A 23025-nucleotide genomic window follows, 5' to 3' on the forward strand; every position below is an offset into this window, starting at 1 on the left:
GCCCAGCGAGGTGGTCAGCTCCCCGCCTCGACGTCAACCGAGACGTCGAGGCCGACTCCATCACCGAGATCGACATCGGCGAGGGACTGCCAGATCGGCCCCAGATCCTCATTGGAACGTCGAGGATCGACCACGACTTCTGCGCAGTACTGCCGAGGAAGCCATCGGACACTGATCATTGCGTCGTACGGCTCGACGATCGCTGCGACCACATCCATCGCCTCATTGGCCCGCGCAACCACTTCTGCCTGAGAGTCAGAGCGCAACACGAAACGCACGGGACGACCGACTGACTGGACGAGTTCATCGGCGGGCGGAGTGTCCTGCGCTGTCAGGTTGAGCCACACGGTCCCTGTCTGATCGACCCAGACACCGTGTGGTGGCTCGTATTCAGCAAGCAGTCGATCGAGAGCGTTCCCGCCGCTAGCGATCGCTGACCGGGCATCTTTGGGCGGATCAGGCGCTGGCACGGTACTTCGCCGATCTGGACACACCGAAGGGGCCACGCCGTCATCAGGTGTCGCTGGCACCAACGAGACCACAGACTCCTCAGCTGAGCGATCGACGGCTGCCGAGCCGCAGCCGACAGGCCACAAGACCAGGGAGAGCAAGGCCGCCGTTGCCGGCCGTCTCATCAACCGGCGATCAGGTCCACCAACTGCTTCGGTTCGATGACTCACGGCTCTTGGACGATTCGTACACGACAGAGTCCCGTGGAGTGGTGGGGTTCCGAGTGTGTTGCTCGGTGTGTCAGGCCTCGAGTTGGGCCCGTGATCGCTCAGTGTCGCGCACAGTGTTGAGGTCTGCCATCGACCCCTCGGTCATGTAGCGGCGAGCGACCGCCCATTCGGCGTGCTGATCAGCGAGCACGGCCCCGATGAGCCGGATCGCTGCGGCGTCGTTGGGGAAGATCCCGACCACGTTCGTGCGCCGTTTCACTTCCTTGTTCAGTCGTTCCAACGGATTGTTCGACCAGATCTTGCGCCAATGCGACGACGGGAACGCCCCGAACGCCAACACATCGGTCTTGGCGTCACGCATCGACAACGACGCTTTCGGGAACTTGGCCTCGAGCATGTCGGCGACCTCGTCCCAACGGGTGTTGATCTCGCTGGTGGTGCCGAGCGCGAAGATCGACCGGAACGCGGCCGCCACCATTTCTTGCTGCCCTTTCGGGACCTTGGACAACAGATTCCGGGCGTAGTGCACGCGACACCGCTGCCAGCTCGCCCCGCTGATCCCCTTGCGGATGGCGGCCTTCAGCCCTTCGTGGGCGTCGGAGATGACGAGGCGGACACCACCAAGACCACGTTTACGCATCGAGCGGAGGAACCGGAGCCAGAACGTTTCGTCCTCCGAATCACCGATATCGACCCCCAACACCTCGCGGTCACCCGCAGCGGTGATCCCGGTCGCGATCACCACCGCCCGGGACACGACCTGGCCGAGGGCGTCGTCACGGACGTTGATGTAGGTGGCGTCGAGATACACGTACGGAAACGAAGTGTGACCCAGGGTGCGTGTCCGGAACGCTTCGACTCGTTCGTCCAGACCGGCGCAGATCCGCGACACCTCTGATTTGGAGATGCCGGTGTCGATCCCCATCGCCACCACCAGATCATCGACCGCTCGGGTGGAGACGCCGTTGACATAGGCCTCCATCACCACCGCGTACAGGGCCTGGTCGATCCGGCGGCGGGGTTCGAGGATGCTGGGGAAGAACGAACCCTTGCGGAGTTTCGGGATCCCGAGTTCCAGATCGCCGGCCTTGGTCGACAAGGTCCTCGGCCGGGTCCCGTTGCGATGCGTCGTCCGATGGATCGACCTCTCGTAGGGGCCGGCGCCGATCGTCTCGGCGGCTTCAGCCTCGATCAACTGTTGCAGCGCCCACTGGGCAAGCTGGCGGACCAGATCGGTTCCTTCTCCGATCGAGATCGCGTCGAGCAAGCGGTCGATGTCAGACTGTTCAAGAGTCATCGGTGTGGTTCTCCATGGTGTGCACTTGGTCGTACACACCGAGCATCACGCCGGTGACTCACCCACAGGTGGACCCGCCCCGAAACCCCACCACGCCAAGGGACTCATACTCGTACACCAGGCGAGTTCTCCGGTCATGTCTGGTCTGTTCGCCACTCTGTCCACGGCTCGACATCTGACCGTAGGCCGGTTGCTGCCGCCGGGCTGACAGCACGTACAGCGGTTCGGCATCGGCCGTACGAGTTCGAGCACATCGCAGTGTCCCGTTACGTTCTTCGTTGTCGTCGGACCTAGCGTCCGACGGTGTCGGCTCGGGCTCGTCGGTATGACTCAAGTGTCCTGTTGGTGATGATCTGATATGTGGTGTCGCCGGCGGGTTCCGAGGTGACAGGTGATCGCTGATAGGGGCCAGACCGTCTCGTCGAGGCCGCGTAACGTGGATGCCGACGCCCGTCACCGCAGTGTCAAGGGCCAGTGGGGATCGCGCGTGGGTGGTCAGTGGGACTGAGCGCTGGTGGCCGGGTGAATCGCGCGGTGGTGGCCAGTAGAACCGCGCGGTGAGGGTCAGGTCAGTGGTGTGACTCCTTTGCCGGCGGTGGCTTGGGTGAGGCGGATGCTGTCACCGTTGGTGAGCACGACGTGGGCGTGGTGCATGAGCCGGTCCACGGTCGCGTTGGCGATGGTCTTGGGCATGAGTTCGTCGAACCCGGCGGGGTGCAGGTTGCTGGACAGTGCGAGCGCTCGTTTCTCATAGGCGGCGTCGACAACGCGGTAGAGCGCTTCAGCGGTCTCGGTCGCGACGGGTAGCAGCCCGATGTCGTCGATGACGATGACATCGGCTCGCATGATCCGGCGGATCGCTTTGGCCGCGCTGTCGTCGGCTCCGTGGCGGCGGATGAGAGCGCCGAGGTCTTCGAGGCTGAACCACGACACCTTGTGGCCGGCGTCGATGCAGGCTTGGCCGAGGCCTTCGAGGAAATGGGTTTTCCCGGTGCCGGATGGCCCACAGACCACGAGGTTCTCGGCCCGGCCGACCCATTCCAGGGTGCGCAGCGCCCGCTGGGTCGGTGCCGGGATCGATGACAGGTTCTCGTCCCACACGTCGAAGGTCTTCCCGGTGGGGAACCCGGCCGCTTTTCGGCGGGCCCGGATCGAGGATGCTTGCCGGCCGGCGAGCTCTTCGGCCAGGAGGGCTCGGATGGCTTCGGCGGGTTCCCATCGTTGCGCTTTCGCAGTCGCCAACAACTCAGGGGCGGCAGCGCGCATGTGTGGCAGGCGGAGCCCGCGTAGTAGTTCGACGACCTCGTCGATCGGGGTAGTCATTGCTGGCCGCTTTGGCCGAAGCCGTCCCAGGCGTTGGTGCTGGCCTGCATCGAGTGAACGTCATCAGCCCGGCGACGCTGGCCGGGCGGGTTCGCTTCCAGGATCGACGCGAGATCACCCTCGGCGAACCTCGAGAACATGGCGGCGTGACCGAGCGCCCAATCAACCCGGTCAGCGCCGCGGAGCCGGGCAAGCGTGACCGCTTCAGCCATTTTCACCTTGATCCGTGTCGTCCCGGCTGCTGCAGCCTCCACGAGCCAGATCCTCGCCCCGTCACCCAACGCCAAGAACTCTGCCTCAGCAGCTGACACCGGCCGTGGTTGACGGGCCAACGCGCCTTCGGGGCGTGGCGGATAGTGCGCCTCATCGATCACCGGGGTGCCCGGTGTGGACCGGCGATGGCGGGCGACCTCGACCGGGCCAGCCGCTGCGACGTGCACAGCAACGATCTCGTCGCCATCGACACGGACCCACACCGTTTCATCAACCAGGGTGTGCGGGACGGAATAGGTGACACCGCCGAAACTGATCGTTGCCGACCACGTCACCTTGCGGGTCTGCCCGAACGCTTGGGTGAACGCAGCATCAGGCAACCGATGCAGCCGGGCTTGTTCATCAGCGAGCATGTCAGCCGGCGCCCGCCGGGTGATCCGATGCTCCCGGCCATTCACCTTGGCCATGAACACATCACACGCCTCGACCAGTTCCGCCCACGACCCGTAGACGTCACGCAGGTTCGCAGCCGTGGGCACCAGATCGGCTTTCGCGATCCGGACCGCTGCTTCCGATCCACCCTTGGATTCCGGATCAGCCGGCACACACGTCGCGATCGTGACCCCGTAATGCTTGCCGGCGGCCACGATCATCGGATGCCGAACCGCGATCCCAGCGACATGATCGATCGTCACGGTCCGTTCGTTGTCGGTCAGCCAATACGTCGGAGCCCCTCCCCAGACCCGCATCGAAGCGTCCAGACAGCCGATCACCGTCGGCAGTGTCCGATCCCAGGTCGGGATCACCACCCGGTGACGGCACCACGCCAACCACGCACACCACAAATTCGTTGGCCGGCCCTCGATCGTTGGGCCTTGGCCCCAGTCCCACTGCGCCCACATCCCAGGCTCGACAATCCAGGGCCGATACACCCGCCGCCGGCCTGCCCGTAGCGACGCCTTGGCGTCGGCGACCGCCCGCCGGACCGTGCGAGGCGACCCCTCAAACCCGAGCGCCACCAGTTTGTCGTAACAGACATCGGCACGGATCTTGCCGTCGGACCGATCCACCCATTCCTCGATCTTGTCGACAAACCCGTCGACCAGACGCTCCCGCCGGACCGGTCCCGCAGCATCGCCGAGTTCGCCCCGGTCCCGCTTCGCTACCCAATCAGCCACCGTGTTCGGCGAGCACCCCGCCAACGCAGCCGCGGCACGGAACGATCTCGTCAGATCGAACGCTTCCAATATCTCCGTCACTTGTTTGCCATCCTTCACAACAGTTCCTCCCGGCCGGGTGTCATCGGTTTCGTCACCGACAACTCGACCGGGAGGAGCGCCCTCAGCGGTGGACCCCGCCCAAGAGCAACGAACACAACCGCGCGCTTCTGATGGCCACCAACGCGCAAAACCGTTGGCCACCACCGCGCAGCTACGTGTCCGCCCACGCTCAGAATCTCATGGCCGCCGACACCGCAGTCGAGCCGACTCAGAATCCTGACCGAAAAGGAGCGAGTTGATGAGCGACGACGATGACATTGAGATCGATGTGTTCGTGGGGGTCGATGTCGGCAAGACCGGCCACCACGCGGTGGCGTTGAACCGTGTCGGCAAGGTGATCCTCGATCGACCCGTCCCGCAAGACGAGAAACAGATCGTCGAGATGGTCGAGACTCTGCAAACCCATGGGCAGGTGTTGTTCGTGGTTGATCAGCCGGCCACGATCGGGGCATTGCCCCTGGCGGTCGCACGCTCGTGCGGGGTCGAGATCGGCTATCTACCCGGCCTGGCGATGCGCCGCATCGCCGATCTCCACCCGGGCGAAGCCAAGACCGACGCCCGCGACGCCTTCGTGATCGCCCACGCAGCCCGCACGATGCCACACGCACTACGGGCGCTGCGCGTGGACGATGAGATCACCGCTGAGTTGGCGATGCTGGCCGGCTTCGATGACGACCTCGCCGGTCAGATCAACCGGGTCTCCAACCGGGTCCGGGGCCTGTTGACCCAGATCCATCCAGCGTTGGAACGTGTCATCGGCCCTGAGCTTGACCATCGGGCCGTCCTCGAGTTGCTGGTCCGCTATCCGTCACCGGCTGCGTTGCGGTCACTGGGCCGGGCACGCATGGCGACACGTCTGCGGCGCCGAGCGCCACGCAAAGGTGATCGTCTCGCCGACGCGATCTGGGCTGCCCTCGCCGAACAGAGCGTCGTAGTGACCGGCACCGACGCAGCAGCCAAGGTGCTACCCCGGCTCGCCGAACAACTGTTGATGCTGCGCCGTCAACGCCGTGAGATCGCCGACCAGGTTGAGGAGCTCGTCGACGCGCACCCTCTTTGCGAAGTCCTGACCTCGATGCCCGGCATCGCGGCCAGGACCGCAGCACGCATCATCGTGGAGACCTCGGGACGCGAGTTCCCCACCGCCGGGCACCTCGCCGCATACGCCGGGCTCGCACCCGTCACCCGACGATCAGGCACCTCGATCCGAGGCGAGTATCCCTCCAAGCGTGGGAACCGTCGACTGAAACGAGCGCTGTATCTGTCAGCGTTCTCGTCGCTCGGCGATCCCGCTTCCCGGCGCTACTACGACCGCAAACGGTCCGAGCGCAAGACCCACCAGCAAGCCATCCTCGCGCTCGCCCGTCGCCGCAGCGACGTCATCTACGCCATGATCCGAGACGGCGTTCCCTACGACCCGACAATGTCGGCAGCTGCTTGACAACCGCATAGGGGCACATACCGCTTACAGCCAGAGCGACGGAAACCGCCCCATATCGCCGGATCGAGGGCTGCGTCGACCACGAGTCGGGCGCGATGGTTCAGCGCAGGGCGATGACGCCCGATACTGAAGAAGTGCGCTCGATGATCACAATCGCTCGGCAGCAATGCTTGCCACTGCTGCACCAGCGATCCGCCGCTTCGGGGGCCGCTCGCTGCGTACCGCTGGCGGCCCTCGAGTGTGGTGACGCCGATGACTTCTGAACGGTCGGTCGAGTTCGGCCCCGCCTGCCAGTCACCGAACCCGATCCAACGGTGGGAAGCCGGACACCCATACCTCGCCCGTCTGTTCGCCGCGTGGTGGCTGTTCGGTTGGCCAGCGATCGGGTTCCTCGGTGCGTCGACCGGTTTGCAGTGCTTCGCTGCCGGTTTCGGAGCTCTCGCTGCAAAGTACGCACTCGTCCGCCAGCCGCCCCGCTCATCTAGACCGCCGTTCGCGTCTCGTGCGGTACGTGTCGTGGCCGACATGGCTTCCAGACAGCCATCCCGATCCCGACGTGGCTGTCTCGTCTCCGGCCGAAACGGCATCAACTTCGACACGCGGACCGATCGGGGCCTCACCGAATCCGCTGCAGCGGCTCTCTGTCGTGAGCCCGTTCGGAAGCTACCTGCTGGGAATGGCCATCATCCTTGCTCCCTACGCAGTCGTGGGACTTGTCGGTGGCGCGTCGATCGGCCTTCTCGCCATCGCGATGTCGTTCGGCACGCTTGTGAGTGTTCCGATGGTCGTTCGACATCCGCTTTGGCGGATGACCCGGAACGAACGGTTCGATCGAGAGTTCGTCTACCTTGCTTGGCCGAAGCGATTCCCTGGATACCGCGATCAAGAGACGTTGGTGTCTCGCGAACATCGTCGTCGCGCCAGCCTCGCGGACGAACCCCAACCGTCCAGAAAGTGAGCGCCACGGGACCACCACCGCCATCGACACTGGACCGGATGCCATCGCGAACGTTGCCCGAGCGAGCCGCGCAACCACCGCTGAGCACCGCGGACCACGGCGCCCAGCCGAGCGAGATCGGCGAAAACGCAGACGACGAAATACCCCCGAACCCCGCCGATCCATGCCAGGAGTCCATCCCAGATCGCCGGCTTGAGGACCGTGCATCCGCGGATGCATTTCGTCACATTGAGTGACCATCTGTCGTGGACCGGTCACTTTCGGCGCATGAAATCCACCCGCGGATGCATCTGAAGCCCACCGACTGCCGCCAGCTGGCTGTCACCGACATAAGCCCCACGTCTCGAGCAGCGAACATGACATCCAGTTGCTGGCCACAACGGCGCCCCCGAACGTTCGGCATTGGCTGCTCCGCCCCCATCACCGAACGCCGGGAGGATGACGCGTACCCATTAGCAGGATCTTGAGTCTGAGTCGGACCAAAAGGAGCGGTTGGCCGACGGCTTCGGGAGCGCACCCAACGCCATCTCCGACCGCTCGGAAGGCGCCGCCGTCGACTACCATCAGCCCGATGGAGACCACGACTCAGGCCGACCAGATCACGGCACTACGGGTCGCGCTGGGTGCTGGCCCGCACGCTGATGCTCCCTCCCCTGACGAGTTGAGGCCCTATGGGTCTGACGACCAACTTCCCGAGGGGGCCGCACAAGCGCTGGAGGCGCGGGCCCCGGAGTTCGCGGAGCGGGTCCGCCGCTTGGGCCTCCTCTAGCAGGGTGAGTGATCTTCCGTCGGTCGAAGTGACCGACGAAGCCCTTGGCGACATTGCACGCCAGCTCGACCCCGATACTGCATGGTCGTTCACTCGGTTGGACATGTTGCCTGCGCTGGCAGCCATGGCGGCCCGGTGGCCTGACCTGCCTGACGTGCAAGGTGCTCCGGGGCGCCGCTACAGCGCTGAGGGGCTCACCGTTCCGCTGTTCCACCTGTTAGCGGTCGGCGCGGCCGATGGTCCGATCACGGTGTATGCGGTGGACATCTGGGCTCCGGAGCCTGACTAGATTGCGACTGACGACGGGACTGCATCAGGGCGTGCTCTGGACAGCCTTCGGGATCCACGACGGCCGGTCGGGCATCGACGGTCGTTCGTGCCACTGTGGTGCCACTGGCAGGAGTCAACAGGGGTCGGTAGCCGAGGTTTTGGGTCGACGGCTGCTCGTGTTGACGATCTTCTGAGATGGAGTCCCGTCGGGTGGTGTAGGAGTGCCGTGCGATTCTGTTGGTCAGGTTCTTGGGGCTGCGGGCAATGACGTTAGCGGTTCTCCTTCATGGTCGACGAGTGGTTCGAGACTGCCGGCGGCGATGTAGCGCCGGTCGGAGGAGATCATTTCGTCGTTGATCTCGACCAGCAGCGCGCCGACGAGGCGGATCACCGATTCGGTGTTGGGGAAGATCTGCACGACATCGGTGCGTCGTTTCAGTTCACGGTTCAATCGTTCGATCGGGTTGTTCGACCAGATCTTGGACCAGTGCGCCGGCGGGAACCCGGTGTAGGCCAACAAGTCGGTCTCCATGCCCTCCAGCTTGGTAGCGACCTCGGGCGACACACCAGCGAGCTGGGTGACGACGTTACGTAACTGGGTGCGGGCCGACCCGGCGTCGGGTTGGGCGAAGATGGTGCGGATCAACGCCGCGATCATGAAGCGGTGCTGGTGCTTGGCGACCGACAACAGGTTCCTCATGGCGTGCACGCGGCAGCGTTGCCAACCGGCGCCTTGGAACACCCGCCGGATTGCTGCTTTCAACCCGGCGTGGGCGTCGGAGATGACGAGGCGGACACCCGTGAGGTTGCGGTCTTTCAAGCTCCGGAGGAACTCGGTCCAAAACGTTTCGTTCTCCGAGTCCCCGACATCGACACCGAGTACTTCCCGGTAGCCGTCGGCTCGGAGACCTGTCGCGATCACGACTGCTTTCGAGGTGACCTGGCCTGCTTCGCGGACGTGGACGTAGGTGGCGTCCAGCCAGACGTAGACGAAGCGTTGATGGCCGAGATCACGGTTGCGTAGCACGGCGACGTCGGCGTCGATGTTCTTGCAGATCCTGCTGACACTGCTCTTGGAGATGCCGGTGTCGCAGCCCAACGCTTTGACCAGGTCGTCGACCTTTCGGGTGCTGGTGCCGGTGATGTAGGCGGTCATGATCACTGCCCACAGGGCTTTGTCGATGCGGCGGCGGGGCTCGAGGAGTTCGGGGAAGAACGATCCTTGCCGGAGTTTCGGGATCCCCAGCTCGAGGTCGCCTGCGGGGGTCGATACCAGTTTCGGGCGGTGCCCGTTGCGGAGGTTGGTGCGGGCCAGGGTCCGTTCACCGGGTTCGGCGCCGATGCGTGCGGTGAGTTCGGCTTCGATGAGTTCTTGGATGGCATCGGTCAGAATCTCCGCCAGTGATCCGGCAAGGCCGGTCCCGGTGAGACGCGTCTCGAAAGCGGATAGTGCAGACTCGTATTCGGTCATCGTGCGATTCCTTCTCAGTTCGTTTAGTCACTTCTGAGAATCGCACGGTGGCCACCACACCCGAGGGGATGCCCCTCCGATGGTCAGGCCGATCTACACCACGAGACGGGACTCACCCATCTTCTGACCTGGTAAGACCCACAACTTGGCGAGTTTCTCCAGGTCAGAGGGCTGTTCTTGAAAACCGTTGAGCCCGCAAGGGTTCCGGGGGTTCGAATCCCCCTCTCTCCGCCAAGCAACCCCTGGTCGAGTCCCTGCGGGCTGAGGCCCTGTCGGGACCTGGCGGCCGGAGTTCGCAGTGATCGGTCAACCATCGAGAAGCCCTCCGTGCCACTGCGGTGCCACTGGTGGGAGCAGTAGGAGCCTGGTGTGGCATTCGCCAGTAGCGTCGGCTCATGACCAGCGCGCAAGCTTCGGCCACCGAGCACGATCGCCTGATCGCTGCGCTCGACGCGAACCGCACGCACATCCTCCAAGCGATCGACGGGCTCGATGATGAGCAACTCCGTCGGCCGACACTGCCGTCGGGCTGGAGCCTGATCGGCCTCATCCGCCACCTCACCCTCGCCGACGAGCGCTACTGGTTCGACAGCATCGTGGGCGGCGCACCCTTTGGCTGGTTCCCAGAGGAACCGGGAGCGGATTGGATCGTCGACGACGATGAATCCGTCGCCGATGTCATCGCCGAGTACAAGGCCGAGATCGAGCGCTCCAACACAACCCTGCGAGCAGCACGCCTCGACGGGCCACCTCGACAACGTGATCCGCTGTGGGACGAGTGGGGGATCGACTTCCCCGACGTGCGCTACATCGCCCTTCACATGCTCACCGAGACGGCGGTCCACGCCGGCCATGTCGACGCCGTTCGCGAACTGATCGACGGCAAGCAGTGGATCGTGCTCACCTGAGAGCTACGGGCCGGTGAGCTCCACCGTGTCGTTCGCGATGGCCACGAGGTCGAAGCGGTACTGCTCCTCGAACTGTTCGAACGATGCCCGGTCATGCGCAACGTACGCATCCACCCCGGCGCCGGGATACAGCACGGCCATCGCCCCTCGGATGTTGGAGTGATCGACGAACGGCGCGAGGTTGCCTCGGCTGACCGGCTCCGGCCCGATCACGATGGCGCCGGTGGGCGGCGCAGGAAAACGATCGTGGATCGTGGACAGGATCGCCACGCCCTCGTCACCCGCCCAATCCCAATCAGCTGCCTTGTCCCATCGCTGAACCCCGACGACGAGCAACAGTGGAGCGAGCACGGCCATCGCCGTTTCGCGTCGGGCCTGCAGTGCACGCTCGAACAGAGCCCCGAGGATCACCGACGAGGCGATCGATGAGAGATACAGCACGCGGTCGCCAGGCCCCTGTGTCGTATAGAAGTAGAACGTGAATGGCAGTGCGCCGAGAGCGACGACGGCGAGCGCCACGCCGACGATCGAGATGAAGAGCGGTTCGGTCGTGCCCGAGCGGTCCTGCCCGAGCGGGCGCCGGAGTTGCGGCAGGTCTCGGTAGGCGAGCACCGCAACGGAGGTGAGCACGACGATGAGGAGTCCTGCGCCGACGGGTCGAGAGCCGACCAGACCCTCACCGAAATGGCCGGCGAGAACAGCTCGGAGCGAGACGGCGCCCTCGCTCGAGTGCGAAGAATGCCAATGGCTGACGATCCAGGCGGCAATCGCCAGCTGGCTCACGCCGGTCACGGCCACCAGACGGTAGCGAAGGCGGCGTTCGACGAACCAGGGGATGGCAACGGTGAGAAAGGCGATGGCGGGCATCGAGGCTTCGTAGAAGACCGCAGCGAAGCCGAACATGGCAGCGGCCGCATGTTCACGTTGCAGCGACGTGCCACGACGGGCGATCAGATCGGCGCCGGTGATCGTCAGGAGGAGCGACAACGCGATCATCACCGTGCTCGGCCAGACTTCCAGCGACATGTGATTCGGGCTGATCACCCAAATGGCGACGGCGAGCGCAGCGACCCGCTCGGGGAGAAGCCGGCGCAGAAAGCGAAAGAGTACGAGCGTCGTTGCCAGGTGGATCACCGCGAGAAGGCCCACGGCGAGCAACGGATGGTTGCCGATCACCGCATAGGTGAAGCCGTAGGCCAACAAGATGCCGGGTCGACCAGCGGCAACATCTCTGCTGACCCCGAGGAGCGACGCCGGGTCGTCGGCCGCCCGGAGGTTGAACCAGTCGTCGAGCACGAAGTTCGGACCACGCCAAAGGTGCACGGACATGACGGCCACCGACAGGACGGCGAGCATCATCGTGACGGTTCGGACGCGCGACGGCATCTGAGTCCATCGGCAGGTCAGCGGCGATTCCTGAGGGTCGTGGGCCCGCGATGGAGCGACCGAGAGGTTGTTGTCACAGTGCCCGACGAGGTTGGTCTCTGCCGTCGCTTCTCCTTTCTCTAGCAACCGTGAGGGTTCGCGGCGCCGGGCCCTCCTTTCCGTCGGGGTCGACACCTGTGAAGGTCGGCCGTCATGGCCAGGCTCGGCAAACCAAGGGCCCGCTCACCGATGGTGGGCGGGCCCTCGGTGTCACCGGTTCGGTGCTGCAGCCGGTCGATTTGCCCGACTGATCGAGCGAGGCTCAGGGCGCGCTCACGGGCCGGCGGTCAACGTGTCCGGCACCGTCGCCCGTGGTCAGACAGGCGAGGTGAGGAGTCGAACGTACTGCTGGCCGCCGTGCATGTCTCGCTCGACGGCACCACCCTGCGGTTGGGGTCGCGGATACGAGATCTTGAGGACGCAGAGGTCAGGGAGCTCGAATCGTTTGACCAGGGCCGGATCGACGCCGTACACCGCGGCCACTGCCTCCGGTTGTAGTGACTCGGCTCGCACGCATCGCTCGTAGCGCTCGCGGTCGGCGCAGGTGATGTCGATCGTGATCCAGAACGGCCCGGCGTTCTTCGACCTCACGTAGTGCGCCACTTCCGCCAGGGTGTTCACGGCGTTGCTCCTGCCTCGATGATGACCGTCCACACCAGTTCGTCGGGGCCTTCGACCCTCACGACGTGGTTGAGTTGGAACTCGTAGACCTGGCCTCGCTCGATCTCGGCGGGAGAGAACGCAAACGCGTAGCTCGGCAGCTCCTGTTCGGCGTGGAGCGGGAGGTGGAAGAAGTGCGGGTTGCACGTCTTGGCGATCTGGGTGGCGAGCTCCTGGGTTTCGGCGGTGGCGACGAACATGAGGCCGACTTCGCGCGGCGTCGCAGCCGATGCCACCGGCCGCCCGTCGACGGCATTCCACCCGTAGGTACGCAGCGAGATGTCGTAGTCGCCGGCGTCGCTCGCCATCGTGGTCTCGACTCGTCGCACGAGGGCCTTCTGCATCCTGGCAACGAAACGGTCGATCTCGCCCAGCACACGTGGGTCTTGGATGCCGATCAGCATGATCGTCTGGAACGCCCCGCCGGAGGCGCCTTCGAGCTTCATCGTGTAGGGCTTCGGCTCGAAGCGGGAGCCCTCGACGCGAACAACACGATGGTCGACCTCGTGATAGCTGGCGCCGGCAACGTGCACTTCACCGCCGGGTTCGGTGAGGACGAATGGGTCGCTGTTCTCGTACAGCATGTGGGCCGACACGGTGCGGGCGGTGCAACGGGCGTCGTCGGCGAGCGGTTCGACCTCGAACGCATCCGGTCCAACGCGGATGAGCACACCGTCCGCACGGGACTTGTTGGTGCACAGCCCGCCACATTCCGCCGTCTTCGCCGCATGCCAGGCCGGACCGGCGCCGGCGCCGCGGGCCAAGGGGACGGCTGCCAGTACGGCCGGGTCGGAGGTGCGGCCGCCGAGCACGATGTCGGCACCGGCCTCGAGCGCAGCGATGTAAGGCTCGGGTCCCATCAGGGCGACGATGTGGTCGCAGCCCTCGAACAGCGATGGTTCGGTCGACGTGATCGGCGGCAGGGGTGCGATCTCGCCACGCCGCGTTCGTTCGGCCATCACTGCTGGGTCCTGCTCGGAGTACAGCATCGCGATCCGGGGCCGCAGGCCGTGCTCGCGGGCCACCTCGAGGGCGATGTCACGTGTCCAGTCGACCCCGGCGTCGGTGCCCGATGTCCCGCACGAGCCGATCAACAGCGGGATGCCGGCGGCCGCCTGCGCCCGCATCAGGATCTCGAGGTCGTGCTTCACCGACGCCCGTGAGTACTTGGATGTGGCGGTGGCCAGGTAGGCAGGGCCGCTGTCGGTCGACCCGGCGTCGCAGGCGATCGCGTGAGCTCCGGCAGCGATCCCGGCCTCGACGTCGCTCGCCCGCACGCCGGACCCGAGGGCGCCGATGGGCACCAGCACGTTGATGGTGTCGCTGAGCCGCTGCGTCATGCCAGTGTCGTAGCACGCGGGTGGGGTCAGTGGCGACGCCGATGGGTGAACGAGACGAGCCGTTGTCAGCCCAGAGGGTCGAGGCCGAGCGCCACCCGTCCGGTGAAGCGTTCCTGTTGGGCGGTCGGCAGTGGGTGGAACAGTGAGCCGTGCACGTCTCGGAACATCCGCTCGATGGGTTCGGTGCGGGAGAAGGCCGCGCCGCCGCCGATCTCGAGTGCCAGCCGAACCGTGTCGATGCACGCTTCAGCGGCGATCGACTTGCGGGTGAGCGAGGCGGCAGCGCTGTCGAGTGTGTTGTCGAAACGAAGGTCGTCGCTCGCTTCGATCATGGCCCGGACGGTGTCGCGAGCGGTCGTGAGGCGGTTGAGCATGCGCCCGACGAGGGGCGCGACGTCGGGCCGGTCCGACTTGCGACTTGCCATCTCGATCGCGCGTCCGGCCGCCGACTCGGCAACGCCGACATAGCTCGACATGATCAGCGGCAGCGCGGCGCCGACCACGACACTCCAGATCGGGTGCCACACGCCGGCCGGTCGGATGAGTGCCACCGCCTCGTCGGGAACGAAGACCTCATCGAGCACGATCGTGTGCGAACCTGTCCCGCGCATGCCCATCGCATCCCAGGTCTCCTCGATCGTGACGCCGTCGGCGGCGAAGGGGATCGAGCAGTGGATCACCTGCGGGCCATCGGGAGCGTCCTCCCATCGCACGCTCGCGACGACGACGTCTCCAGCCGGGCAGCCACTCGACGGCAGTTTGCGAGCGGTCACTCGGAAGCCGCCGTCGACCTTGGTTGCCGACCCGTTCGAGTCGATCCAGTCGGCTGCTCCAGTGGAGATCAGGACCAGTTGGTTGGCTGCGACCCTGTCCAGCACCGGCGCCGGCAGATCTCGGTGGTGTCGCCACACCTGGGCAGCGACGAGGTGGGAATGCATCGAGTAGGCCAACGACGTCGACGGACACCCGTGCGCCAATTCAGCCACGACGGCGCACGCCTCGGCATGCGACGCTCCGCCCCCGCCGAGGTCAGAGGGAACGAGAAGCGACATGAAGTCTCTCGATCGAAGCAGATCGAAGCCGTCCTGCACGAACGACCCCTCCCGATCGTGCCGTTCGGCATGGTCGGCCAACTGGGTGGCGACGGTCCGGGCGACCGAGATCCATCGCGCGTCGGCATCGGCACCGCTCCAGTGCGTCGCGGGTGTTGCGATCGGCGGTTGCGTCGTCGGCGGTTCGGTCATGGTCATCGGTCTGTTCCCTCCGGTGTCGGCCGGGCTGATCGGCCATGAGACGACCGTAGAAAGGCACGGCGTGTCGAACCAGTACAGGATCTGGACTCGTGGGCCGGGCGACGATCTACCCTCGGGTGGAGGCAACCAGGAGGGATGACATGAGCGGAGCGGGACAGCGAGCGGGCTACGGGCAGTACTGCCCCATCACCCGAGCGCTCGAAGTACTCGGCGAGCGCTGGTCGCTGTTGATCGTGCGCGACCTGCTGTGCGGGGCCACACGCTTCAACGAGCTCGCTCGGGGCAATCCGCGCCTGTCACGGAGTCTGCTGTCGAATCGGCTCCGTCAGCTCGAACGAGCCGGCGTGATCGAACACGTCGGCGACGACTACCTCCTCACCGACGCCGGTCGCGACCTGCAAGACGTCGTCTTCGGGCTCGGCGGGTGGGGAGCCAGGTGGCAGTTCGACGAGCCACGAGAGAGCGAACTCGATCCCGAGCTGCTCATGTGGTGGGTGCACCGGCGCCTCGATTTCTCGCTGCTGCCCGATCGACGAGTCGTGATCGAGTTCCGGTTCCGGGGTGAACCACGCGGGTTCTGGATCATGAAGGACTCCCAGGGACCCTCGGTGTGTACGACCGACCCCGGTTTCGAGATCGATGCCACCATCGAGAGCGATCTGTCCACGATGTACCAGGTCTGGCTGGGCAAGCTTCCTCTGAAGGGAGCGCTCAAGGACGGACGGGTGGTGATGCACGGCGCCCCGGCCATCGTGCGCCGCCTACCTGTCACACTCGAACTGAGCCCGATCGCCGAGGTGGTCGCCAACGCCAAACGCTGACCGCTCGGCGTAGCTCGGGACGATTCCTCTGTCACCCTGTCGTCCACGGCACCCTGGCACCGGAGTGGTCAGTCATCTCCGAAAAACTTCTGACCGAGGCGGTCCTTTTCGGAGAGGTCGTTCGTGGAAGGGTTGCCGGACACGATCTGCCGGCAACGACGACACACTTCCACTGGAGGAAATGACATGGCTCAGTACTTGCTCTCGGTTTGGCACGATGAGGACTACGAGGTCGACTTCTCGACCGATGACGCGCAGCGCATGGTGGCGCAGGTGGGGAAGTTCAACGAGGACTTGATCTCGTCGGGTGCCTTCGTATTCGCCGCTGGGCTGCACCCCGCCAGCTCAGCCACGGTCATCCGGTTCAGCGACGGCGCGACCTCGATGACCGATGGCCCCTACGCCGAGTCGAAGGAACAGATGGGCGGCTTCTGGATCATCGAGGCGGCTGACCTCGATGCTGCGCTGGACTGGGCGCAACGAGGGTCGATCGCTTGTGAGGGTCCGGTCGAGGTCCGACCGATGCAGGGTGAGGAGTGACCTCGCCGCCGTCTTCCGGCGGGAGTCCGGGCGCTGCACGGCCACGCTGATCCGCATCCTCGGCGACATCGACCTCGCCGAGGATGCGGTGGCGGAGGCCTTCCTGATCGCCGCCGAGCAGTGGCCCACCCAGGGACTCCCGCCGAACCCCGGCGGTTGGATCACCACCACTGCCCGACGCAAGGCGATCGATCGGCTGCGGCGTGAAGCCACGCGCACCGATCGCTACGTCGCTGCGTACCGGACGGCCGAGACCGAACCCATGACCCACGATCCTGATGCCGCTGAGCTCGACGCTCTCGTCGATGCAGTGCCCGACGACCAGCTGCGGCTCCTCTTCCTCTGCTGCCACCCGGCGCTGCATCCCGATGCGCAGACCGCCCTCACACTCCGCCTGCTCGGTGGGCTCGAGGTGCCCGAGATCGCTCGAGCCTTTCTCACCACCGACGCGACGATGAACAAGCGCATCGGCCGGGCCAAGCGCAAGCTCCGTGACAATCGAGCGCCGTACCGGATCCCTCGATCCGCCGAGCTCCCCGAGCGCCTCGGTGTGGTGCTCACGGCGATCTACCTCATCTTCAACGAAGGCCACACCGCCACGGCCGGTGACGACGTCAACCGGCCGGCGTTGACCGCTGAAGCCATCCGACTCGGGCGCATGGTGAGTGAGCTGATGCCCGACGAGCCCGAGGCCGTGGGTCTGCTGGCGCTCATGCTGCTAACTGATGCTCGTCGCCCGGCCCGCATCGGTGAGGGCGGCGAACTCATCCGGTTGTCGGACCAAGATCGGAGCCGTTGGGATCGATCGCTGATCAACGGGGGTCACGAACTGGTGCGCCAGTGCCTGCGCCGGAACCAGCCGGGCCCATTCCAGATCCAGGCGGCCATCGCGGCAGTTCACACCGACGCTGCCGCGGCTGCCGACACCGACTGGCACCAGATCGTCACGCTCTACGACCTGCTACTGCACCACCAACCGACCCCGATCGTGGCGCTCAATCGTGCGATCGCGCTCGCCGAACTCGAAGGGCCCGCGGCGGGTCTGTTCACCCTCGACGAGCTCGGCGAGTCGCTCGATCACTACGCCCCGTTCCACGCCACGCTTGCCGACCTCCTCATGCGGGCCGGTCGATCCGCTGACGCCGTCGTGGCCTACGACCGAGCGATCGAGCTCACCAACAACTCGGCCGAGCAGTCGTTCCTCCGCCGCCAACGCGCATTCGCCACAGCCGCCCACTGACCCACCGCCTCACTGACTCGCTGCCCCATTCGTTCTGTGCGTCAAACACCTCGCGATCCCCGATCCGTGCGTCAAACTTCCCGTTCCCGGGAACTGTGACGCACAGAACGGTGGTGGGCGGTGACTTTGGCGCACAGAACGTGTCATTGGTGGCTGCTCGCGCCGTCTCGACTTGTTGGTGCCGCTCGATCCGAGACAGGGTGAGCCATGCACCGATGCCTCCGACCAGGGACGATCGCCACTCACGCTGAACAACGGGCGGGCCGCCGATGAGAGCCCATCTTGCCGACGTCTACGAGGCGATGGCCGATGTGGTCGGCGACCGCCCCGCGCTGATCCACGGTGACCTCGTGCGGTCGTGGTCCGAGTTCGACAATCGGGCGGCCCGGTTGGCGGCGGCGTTCATGGCAGCGGGCGCAACAGCGAATTCGAAGGTCGGGCTCTATCTGTTCAACGGGCCCGAGTACCTTGAGGCGCAGCTCGGAGCCATGAAGGTCCGAGGGGTGCCGGTCAACATCAACTACCGCTATCGCGACCAGGAACTCGCCTACCTCCTCGAGAACTCCGACGCCGAGGTGGTGGTCTTTCATTCGTCACTGGCCGACCGGGTGGCCCGTGTGGTGGCCGACCTTCCTCTCGTACGTCTCCTCGTGCAGGTGCCCGACGACGACACACCGCTCATCGACGGCGCTCATGACTACGAGCAGCTGATTGCGACCAACGAGCCGGCGGATCGGATCGAACGCCAGCCCGACGACCTCCTGCTGCTCTACACCGGAGGAACCACCGGCATGCCGAAGGGCGTGATGTTCGAGCTGGGCCCGTGGGCGCAGTCGTTCACCGCCGGTGCGCTGATGCAATTGGGGGTCGACCCGATGACGCCGCTCGATCAGGTTCCCGCCATCGTGGCCGATCTACCTGAAGCCGAACGCCTCGTGACCGTTCCGTGCGCTCCGCTGATGCACGGCACCGGGCTCACGCTTGGAGCGATGATCCCGCAGTGTGTCGGCGGCACGGTTGTCACCACGCAGAGCCGCTCGTTCGACCCGCATGAGTTGCTGTCACTCATCCAGCGGCATCGCGTGACGAACCTCGCCATCGTCGGCGACGTGTTCTCCAAGCCGATCATCGCCGCCATCGACGAAGCCGCCAATGACGGTCGCCCCTACGACGTGTCGAGCCTTCGTCGCATCTACTCCTCCGGGGCGATGTGGTCGGCGGAGGTCAAGCAGTCGCTGATCGAGCGGATCCCGCAAGTCGCGCTGAACGACATCATGAACTCGAGCGAGGGAGCGATGGCCACCCAGGTCACGACCCGGGAGTCGTCAGCCGGCACCGCCCGGTTCGTCCTCAACCCGACGACAAAGGTCTTCACCGACGACGATCGCGAGGTCGTGCCGGGTTCGGGCGAAGTTGGCATGCTCGCCGCCGGCGGGAGTATCCCGGTCGGCTACTTCAAGGACGCCGAGAAGACCGGGCGCACGTTCCGCGAGATCGATGGCGTCCGCTACTCGTTCCCTGGCGACATGGCCCGCATCGAGGTCGACGGCACGATCGTCTTGCTCGGGCGAGGCAGCCAGGTCATCAACACGGGTGGCGAGAAGGTGTTCTGCGAAGAAGTCGAGGAGGCAGTGAAGCGTGTCCCCGGTGTCGTGGACTGTCTCGTGGTGGGGGTCGACGACGAGCGGTTCGGCCAGGCGGTCACGGCGGTCGTCTCGACGGAGGCGGGTGCCGAGGTGACGGCCGATGCGGTCGTGGTGTCGGTGAAGGCCGAGCTGGCGGCCTACAAGGCACCGAAGCATGTGGTCTTCGTCGACGAGGTGCCCCGGGCGCCGAATGGCAAGGCCGACCCCGCGTCCGCCCGCCGCCTTGCGGTCGAGCGGTTGGCCGTGTGAACACCAAACGACCACTCAGCGTGTAATTTTCCCTACTTTTGTCGCTCCGAGTGAGTCTTATGGCATGGTGTGCCCTTGCGGTGTGGAGCCGTGGCGAGCGTTCGCGCTCGCAGAGCGGAGTTGGAGGCGCGGTCGTGGTTGATCCTGCGGAGGAAGAAGTCAAGGCTCGGCGTGACGTCGATACGTTGCGGGCCGACGTGCTGTACGTGCTCGCCCAGAGCGATGCCGATCGTCGCTTCGAAGCGGCGGCAGCCGTGATGGCCCACCTCCCATCGGTGGCAGCAGCAGGGCTGCTCGACGCCGAGACGGTCAAGATCCGCACGGCATGCGACGATGCGCTGCGAGCAGTGATCGACGCCAAGGGCGGCACCCGGGCCATGGCCGCGCGCTGGACCGAGCGGCTGCGTCCCCGTGGCGCAGCGGGCGTCGCGGCCGCCGGCGAGGTGGCGGCAGGCCCTGCGCCCATGGCGGGCACGGTCGAGATCGGCACCTGGCGTCGCCCGATGATTGCGGCTGGGCTGACGCTCGCCGCCGCCGCAGCCGCCCTCGTACTCGTGCCCTCCGAGGTCGTGAACGGAACGAGCGACGGCTCTGCGGTGACCAGTCCCGCTCACGACGCCGATTCGTCGGCTCGCACCGGCTCCGGCACCCAGACGGGATCGGTCGCCGACGGGGATACTTCGGCCCGCGACGAGGAAGCGAGCGCCGCCACCACCACGACGAGGCCGACGACGACCCTTCCTTCCACCACTGCCGCCAACGACGACGAGATCGCCTTCGAGCAGAACACCGTCGCCGGCAACAGCGAGACCCCGCCGCCGGCACCCACGGTGCCCCCGGCTCCCACCACCCAAGCGCCAACCACATTCGCCCCCACCACACCCGTCCCCACCACTCCACTGCCGGCTCCGGCTCCGGCGCCGACGCAGCCGCCGACCTCTGCCGCTCCTGCACCGACCACCCAGGCCCCCACGACGCAAGCCCCGACGACCGCTCCGCCGGTCACACAGGCGCCTTCTGGACCAGCGGTCGAGCTGTCGCCTCGCGAGGCGGCACGTCTCGAACGTCAGCGGCGGGCCGAGGAGCGAGCAGCGGCTCGTGAAGCGGCTCGGCTCGAGCGGGAGCGCCAGCGCCAGGAGCGCGAGGCGGCACGTCAAGCAGCCAAGGCGGAGGAGGAACGCAAACGCGCCGCGCGCGAGGCAGCCAAAGCCGAACAGGCGGCGCGCGAGCAGGCCGAGCGAGAGCAGAAGGCCAAGGCCGAACAGGAACGGCGCGACCGCCGCAACGATCGCGATGACGATGATCGTGATGACGACGACCGAAGCGGCCGGAACAATCGCAACGACGACCGTGACGACGACCGTGACAACCGCAACCGTTGGGGCGGTCGCGACGACTGAACGCGACAGCGACCGGCCGACCGCCCGGGCCCGGAAGGCCCCGCACGGTCGACCGGCCGCAGCCGACGTCGAGTGAACCTCAGCTGCGAGCGAACTCGCGGATGACTCGTCCGGGCCGCTCGCCGGTGTTGTTGCCCTGCTCGGTGACCACCGAGCCGTTCACGATCGTGGCGGCGTAACCCCGACCACCGATCTTCAGACGGCCGGCGCCGTTCGGGAAGTCGTTGGCATAGATCGGGTGATCGGAGGCGAGCCGATCGATGTCGAACACGTTGATGTCGGCGAAGTTGCCGACGGCGAGCGTGCCTCGATCGATCAGGCCGAGCGTCTTGGCCGGTTGCTGGCTGAGGCGAGACACCGCGGTGGCCAGATCGTTCATGTGCTGCGAGCGGTGCCAATACGTGAGGAAGTGGGTGCTCATGTCGGCGTCGCAGATCTGTCCGGCGTGAGCGCCGGTGTCGGCGAGGCCCGGGTAGACGTGGTCGTAGGTGAGCAGCTCGGCGAGTCCCTCGGTGTTGCGGTTGAAGAACCAGGTGTTGAACAGCTCACGACCGTCGGAGGCGATGAGTCGGTCGATCATGAACTCGACCGGGTGCACCCCGAGACGGGCGGCGTGTTCGGCCACCGAGACACCACCCTGCTCGGAGTAGTCGGGCGATTCGCCGGTGCCGAGCGGGTAGATGTGGTTCGGGTCGTACCACATGCCCTTGGTCTTGCCTTCCTCTTCGAGGCCGGCACGGGTGGCGGGATCCTTCAGGGCGGCGACGCGGGCTTCGAGCGTGGGGAGCTCGAGCAGGGCCTTCCACTTCTTGCCCTTGACCGGAGCGATCTGGGCCAGGCCGCACAGGGATCCGCTGGGTCGGGACTGAGCAGCCAGCGTCATGCGGCCGTCGTTGGCGTTGACGTCGTTGAGGAACCGGCCGAAGGCTTCGACACCTGAGGTGCCCGTGCCGTTGCCGGCGCCGCCGGAGAAGAGGACGTCGCCACAGGAGCGAGCCATCTCACGCAGCAGGGTCATCTCGTGGTCGTACTTGTTGGCGAAGTCGTTGACCGACTGGAACAGGCCACCGCCGGCGGCGTTCATGCCGTCGGCAACGGCGAGGTACTCGTCGATCGGTGCGAGTGTGCCGGGCACGTAGCGGCCGTCGGGGATCACGTGCAGAAGAATGCGTGAGGTCGAGAAGCCAACGGCGCCACCGGCGACCGACTCCTCGGCGATGTCGCGCATGCGATTCAGTTCTTCGGGTGTGGCCGGTTCGTCGCCGAGTGAGCGTTCGCCCATCACGTTGTAGCGAACGGCGCAGTGGCCGACCATGCCGACGATGTTGAGCGCCGGCTGCATGCGCTGCACCGAGTCGAGGTACTCGGGATAAGTCTCCCAGTCCCAGTCCAAGCCATCGAGGATCGCGTCGCGGGGCACGTCCTCGACGCTCTCCATCATCTCGGCCAGGAAGGTGCGGTCGGCCTTGGCGACCGGAGCGAAGGTGACACCGCAGTTGCCCATCAACACGGTGGTGACGCCGTGCCACGAGCTCGAGGTCATCAGCGGATCCCAGGCGACCTGGGCGTCGAGGTGGGTGTGGAGGTCGATGAAGCCGGGGCTCACGATGAGGCCGGTGGCGTCGATCTCGCGGTTGGCGGTTTCGCCTGCGAGTTGACCGATGGCGGTGATGCGCTCACCGTCGATCGCGATGTCGGCGACGAAACCGGGTGCGCCGGTGCCGTCGACCACCGTGCCGTTGCGGATGATCAGATCATGGGCCATTTGTTTTCCCTTTCGAAGTATCTGAGAAGTTACTCAGTGCATCGATTGGGGATCAAAGTGAGCGGATTGTCTGCCC

The 23025-nt window shown here is 65.9% G+C and carries 19 protein-coding genes; 9 read left to right on the forward strand and 10 right to left on the reverse strand.

Annotated elements, in window-relative coordinates:
- Positions 1–14: 14 nt before the first annotated feature.
- The 4 genes from R2733_09740 to R2733_09755 form a co-directional block, all read right to left on the reverse strand.
- On the reverse strand, positions 15–269 hold the full coding sequence (locus tag R2733_09740; protein ID MEZ5376778.1) for a hypothetical protein: 255 nt from the start codon (positions 267–269) through the stop codon (positions 15–17).
- Positions 270–750: 481 nt separating this feature from the next.
- Positions 751–1977: an IS256 family transposase gene (locus R2733_09745; protein MEZ5376779.1), complete on the reverse strand. Its 1227-nt coding sequence runs from the start codon at positions 1975–1977 to the stop codon at positions 751–753.
- Between the two features lie 564 nt (positions 1978–2541).
- Positions 2542–3300, reverse strand: coding sequence for an IS21-like element helper ATPase IstB (gene istB / locus R2733_09750; protein MEZ5376780.1), 759 nt, complete (start codon positions 3298–3300; stop codon positions 2542–2544).
- On the reverse strand, positions 3297–4790 hold the full coding sequence (locus tag R2733_09755; GenBank protein MEZ5376781.1) for an IS21 family transposase: 1494 nt from the start codon (positions 4788–4790) through the stop codon (positions 3297–3299). Before R2733_09755 ends, istB begins: the two co-directional genes overlap by 4 nt.
- Before the next feature lie 241 nt (positions 4791–5031).
- Here R2733_09755 and R2733_09760 point away from each other — a divergent pair, with 241 nt between their 5' ends.
- From R2733_09760 to R2733_09770, 3 genes are all read left to right on the forward strand, one after another.
- Positions 5032–6234: an IS110 family transposase gene (locus R2733_09760; protein ID MEZ5376782.1), complete on the forward strand. Its 1203-nt coding sequence runs from the start codon at positions 5032–5034 to the stop codon at positions 6232–6234.
- A 1529-nt stretch (positions 6235–7763) separates the two neighbouring features.
- Complete coding sequence (locus R2733_09765) at positions 7764–7961, forward strand: hypothetical protein (protein ID MEZ5376783.1); 198 nt, start codon at positions 7764–7766, stop codon at positions 7959–7961.
- Between the two features lie 4 nt (positions 7962–7965).
- Complete coding sequence (locus R2733_09770; GenBank protein ID MEZ5376784.1) at positions 7966–8250, forward strand: hypothetical protein; 285 nt, start codon at positions 7966–7968, stop codon at positions 8248–8250.
- Positions 8251–8472: 222 nt separating this feature from the next.
- Here the strand turns inward: R2733_09770 and R2733_09775 are convergent, their stop codons facing one another.
- Positions 8473–9702 carry an IS256 family transposase gene (locus R2733_09775; GenBank protein MEZ5376785.1) on the reverse strand — a complete coding sequence of 410 codons (1230 nt, stop codon included), beginning with the start codon at positions 9700–9702 and terminating at the stop codon, positions 8473–8475.
- 395 nt (positions 9703–10097) lie between these two features.
- Between R2733_09775 and R2733_09780 the strand changes: the two genes are divergently transcribed.
- Positions 10098–10610: a DinB family protein gene (locus R2733_09780; GenBank protein ID MEZ5376786.1), complete on the forward strand. Its 513-nt coding sequence runs from the start codon at positions 10098–10100 to the stop codon at positions 10608–10610.
- A 3-nt stretch (positions 10611–10613) separates the two neighbouring features.
- Here R2733_09780 and R2733_09785 read toward each other — a convergent pair whose 3' ends face one another.
- From R2733_09785 to R2733_09800, 4 genes are all read right to left on the reverse strand, one after another.
- Entirely contained in the window at positions 10614–11996 is a 1383-nt protein-coding gene (locus R2733_09785; protein ID MEZ5376787.1) for a hypothetical protein, read from the reverse strand.
- A 354-nt stretch (positions 11997–12350) separates the two neighbouring features.
- Entirely contained in the window at positions 12351–12656 is a 306-nt protein-coding gene (locus R2733_09790; GenBank protein MEZ5376788.1) for a DUF4387 domain-containing protein, read from the reverse strand.
- The gene (locus R2733_09795; GenBank protein ID MEZ5376789.1) at positions 12653–14035 is read right to left on the reverse strand and encodes an acyclic terpene utilization AtuA family protein; all 1383 of its coding nucleotides are present in this window, start codon (positions 14033–14035) and stop codon (positions 12653–12655) included. Before R2733_09795 ends, R2733_09790 begins: the two co-directional genes overlap by 4 nt.
- Before the next feature lie 65 nt (positions 14036–14100).
- On the reverse strand, positions 14101–15285 hold the full coding sequence (locus R2733_09800) for an acyl-CoA dehydrogenase family protein (GenBank protein MEZ5376790.1): 1185 nt from the start codon (positions 15283–15285) through the stop codon (positions 14101–14103).
- Positions 15286–15428: 143 nt separating this feature from the next.
- On the opposite strand from R2733_09800, the gene R2733_09805 reads away from it, so the two are divergent.
- From R2733_09805 to R2733_09825, 5 genes are all read left to right on the forward strand, one after another.
- Positions 15429–16109 (forward strand): helix-turn-helix domain-containing protein, encoded by a 681-nt coding sequence (locus R2733_09805; GenBank protein ID MEZ5376791.1) that lies wholly within the window; start codon positions 15429–15431, stop codon positions 16107–16109.
- Positions 16110–16295: 186 nt separating this feature from the next.
- Positions 16296–16649: a YciI family protein gene (locus R2733_09810; protein MEZ5376792.1), complete on the forward strand. Its 354-nt coding sequence runs from the start codon at positions 16296–16298 to the stop codon at positions 16647–16649.
- Positions 16639–17889, forward strand: a complete 1251-nt coding sequence (locus R2733_09815; protein ID MEZ5376793.1) for an RNA polymerase sigma factor — start codon at positions 16639–16641, stop codon at positions 17887–17889. The genes R2733_09810 and R2733_09815 overlap by 11 nt, the downstream gene beginning before the upstream one ends.
- A gap of 269 nt (positions 17890–18158) precedes the next feature.
- Positions 18159–19784 carry an AMP-binding protein gene (locus tag R2733_09820; protein MEZ5376794.1) on the forward strand — a complete coding sequence of 542 codons (1626 nt, stop codon included), beginning with the start codon at positions 18159–18161 and terminating at the stop codon, positions 19782–19784.
- A gap of 134 nt (positions 19785–19918) precedes the next feature.
- Positions 19919–21184, forward strand: coding sequence for a hypothetical protein (locus R2733_09825; GenBank protein ID MEZ5376795.1), 1266 nt, complete (start codon positions 19919–19921; stop codon positions 21182–21184).
- Between the two features lie 79 nt (positions 21185–21263).
- Here R2733_09825 and R2733_09830 read toward each other — a convergent pair whose 3' ends face one another.
- A complete protein-coding gene (locus tag R2733_09830) occupies positions 21264–22949 on the reverse strand; it encodes an amidohydrolase family protein (protein ID MEZ5376796.1) in 1686 nt (561 codons plus the stop codon).
- Between the last annotated feature and the right edge of the window lie 76 nt (positions 22950–23025).

The organism is Acidimicrobiales bacterium, from assembly GCA_041394265.1.
Classification (GTDB): domain Bacteria; phylum Actinomycetota; class Acidimicrobiia; order Acidimicrobiales; family SZUA-35; genus JBBQUN01.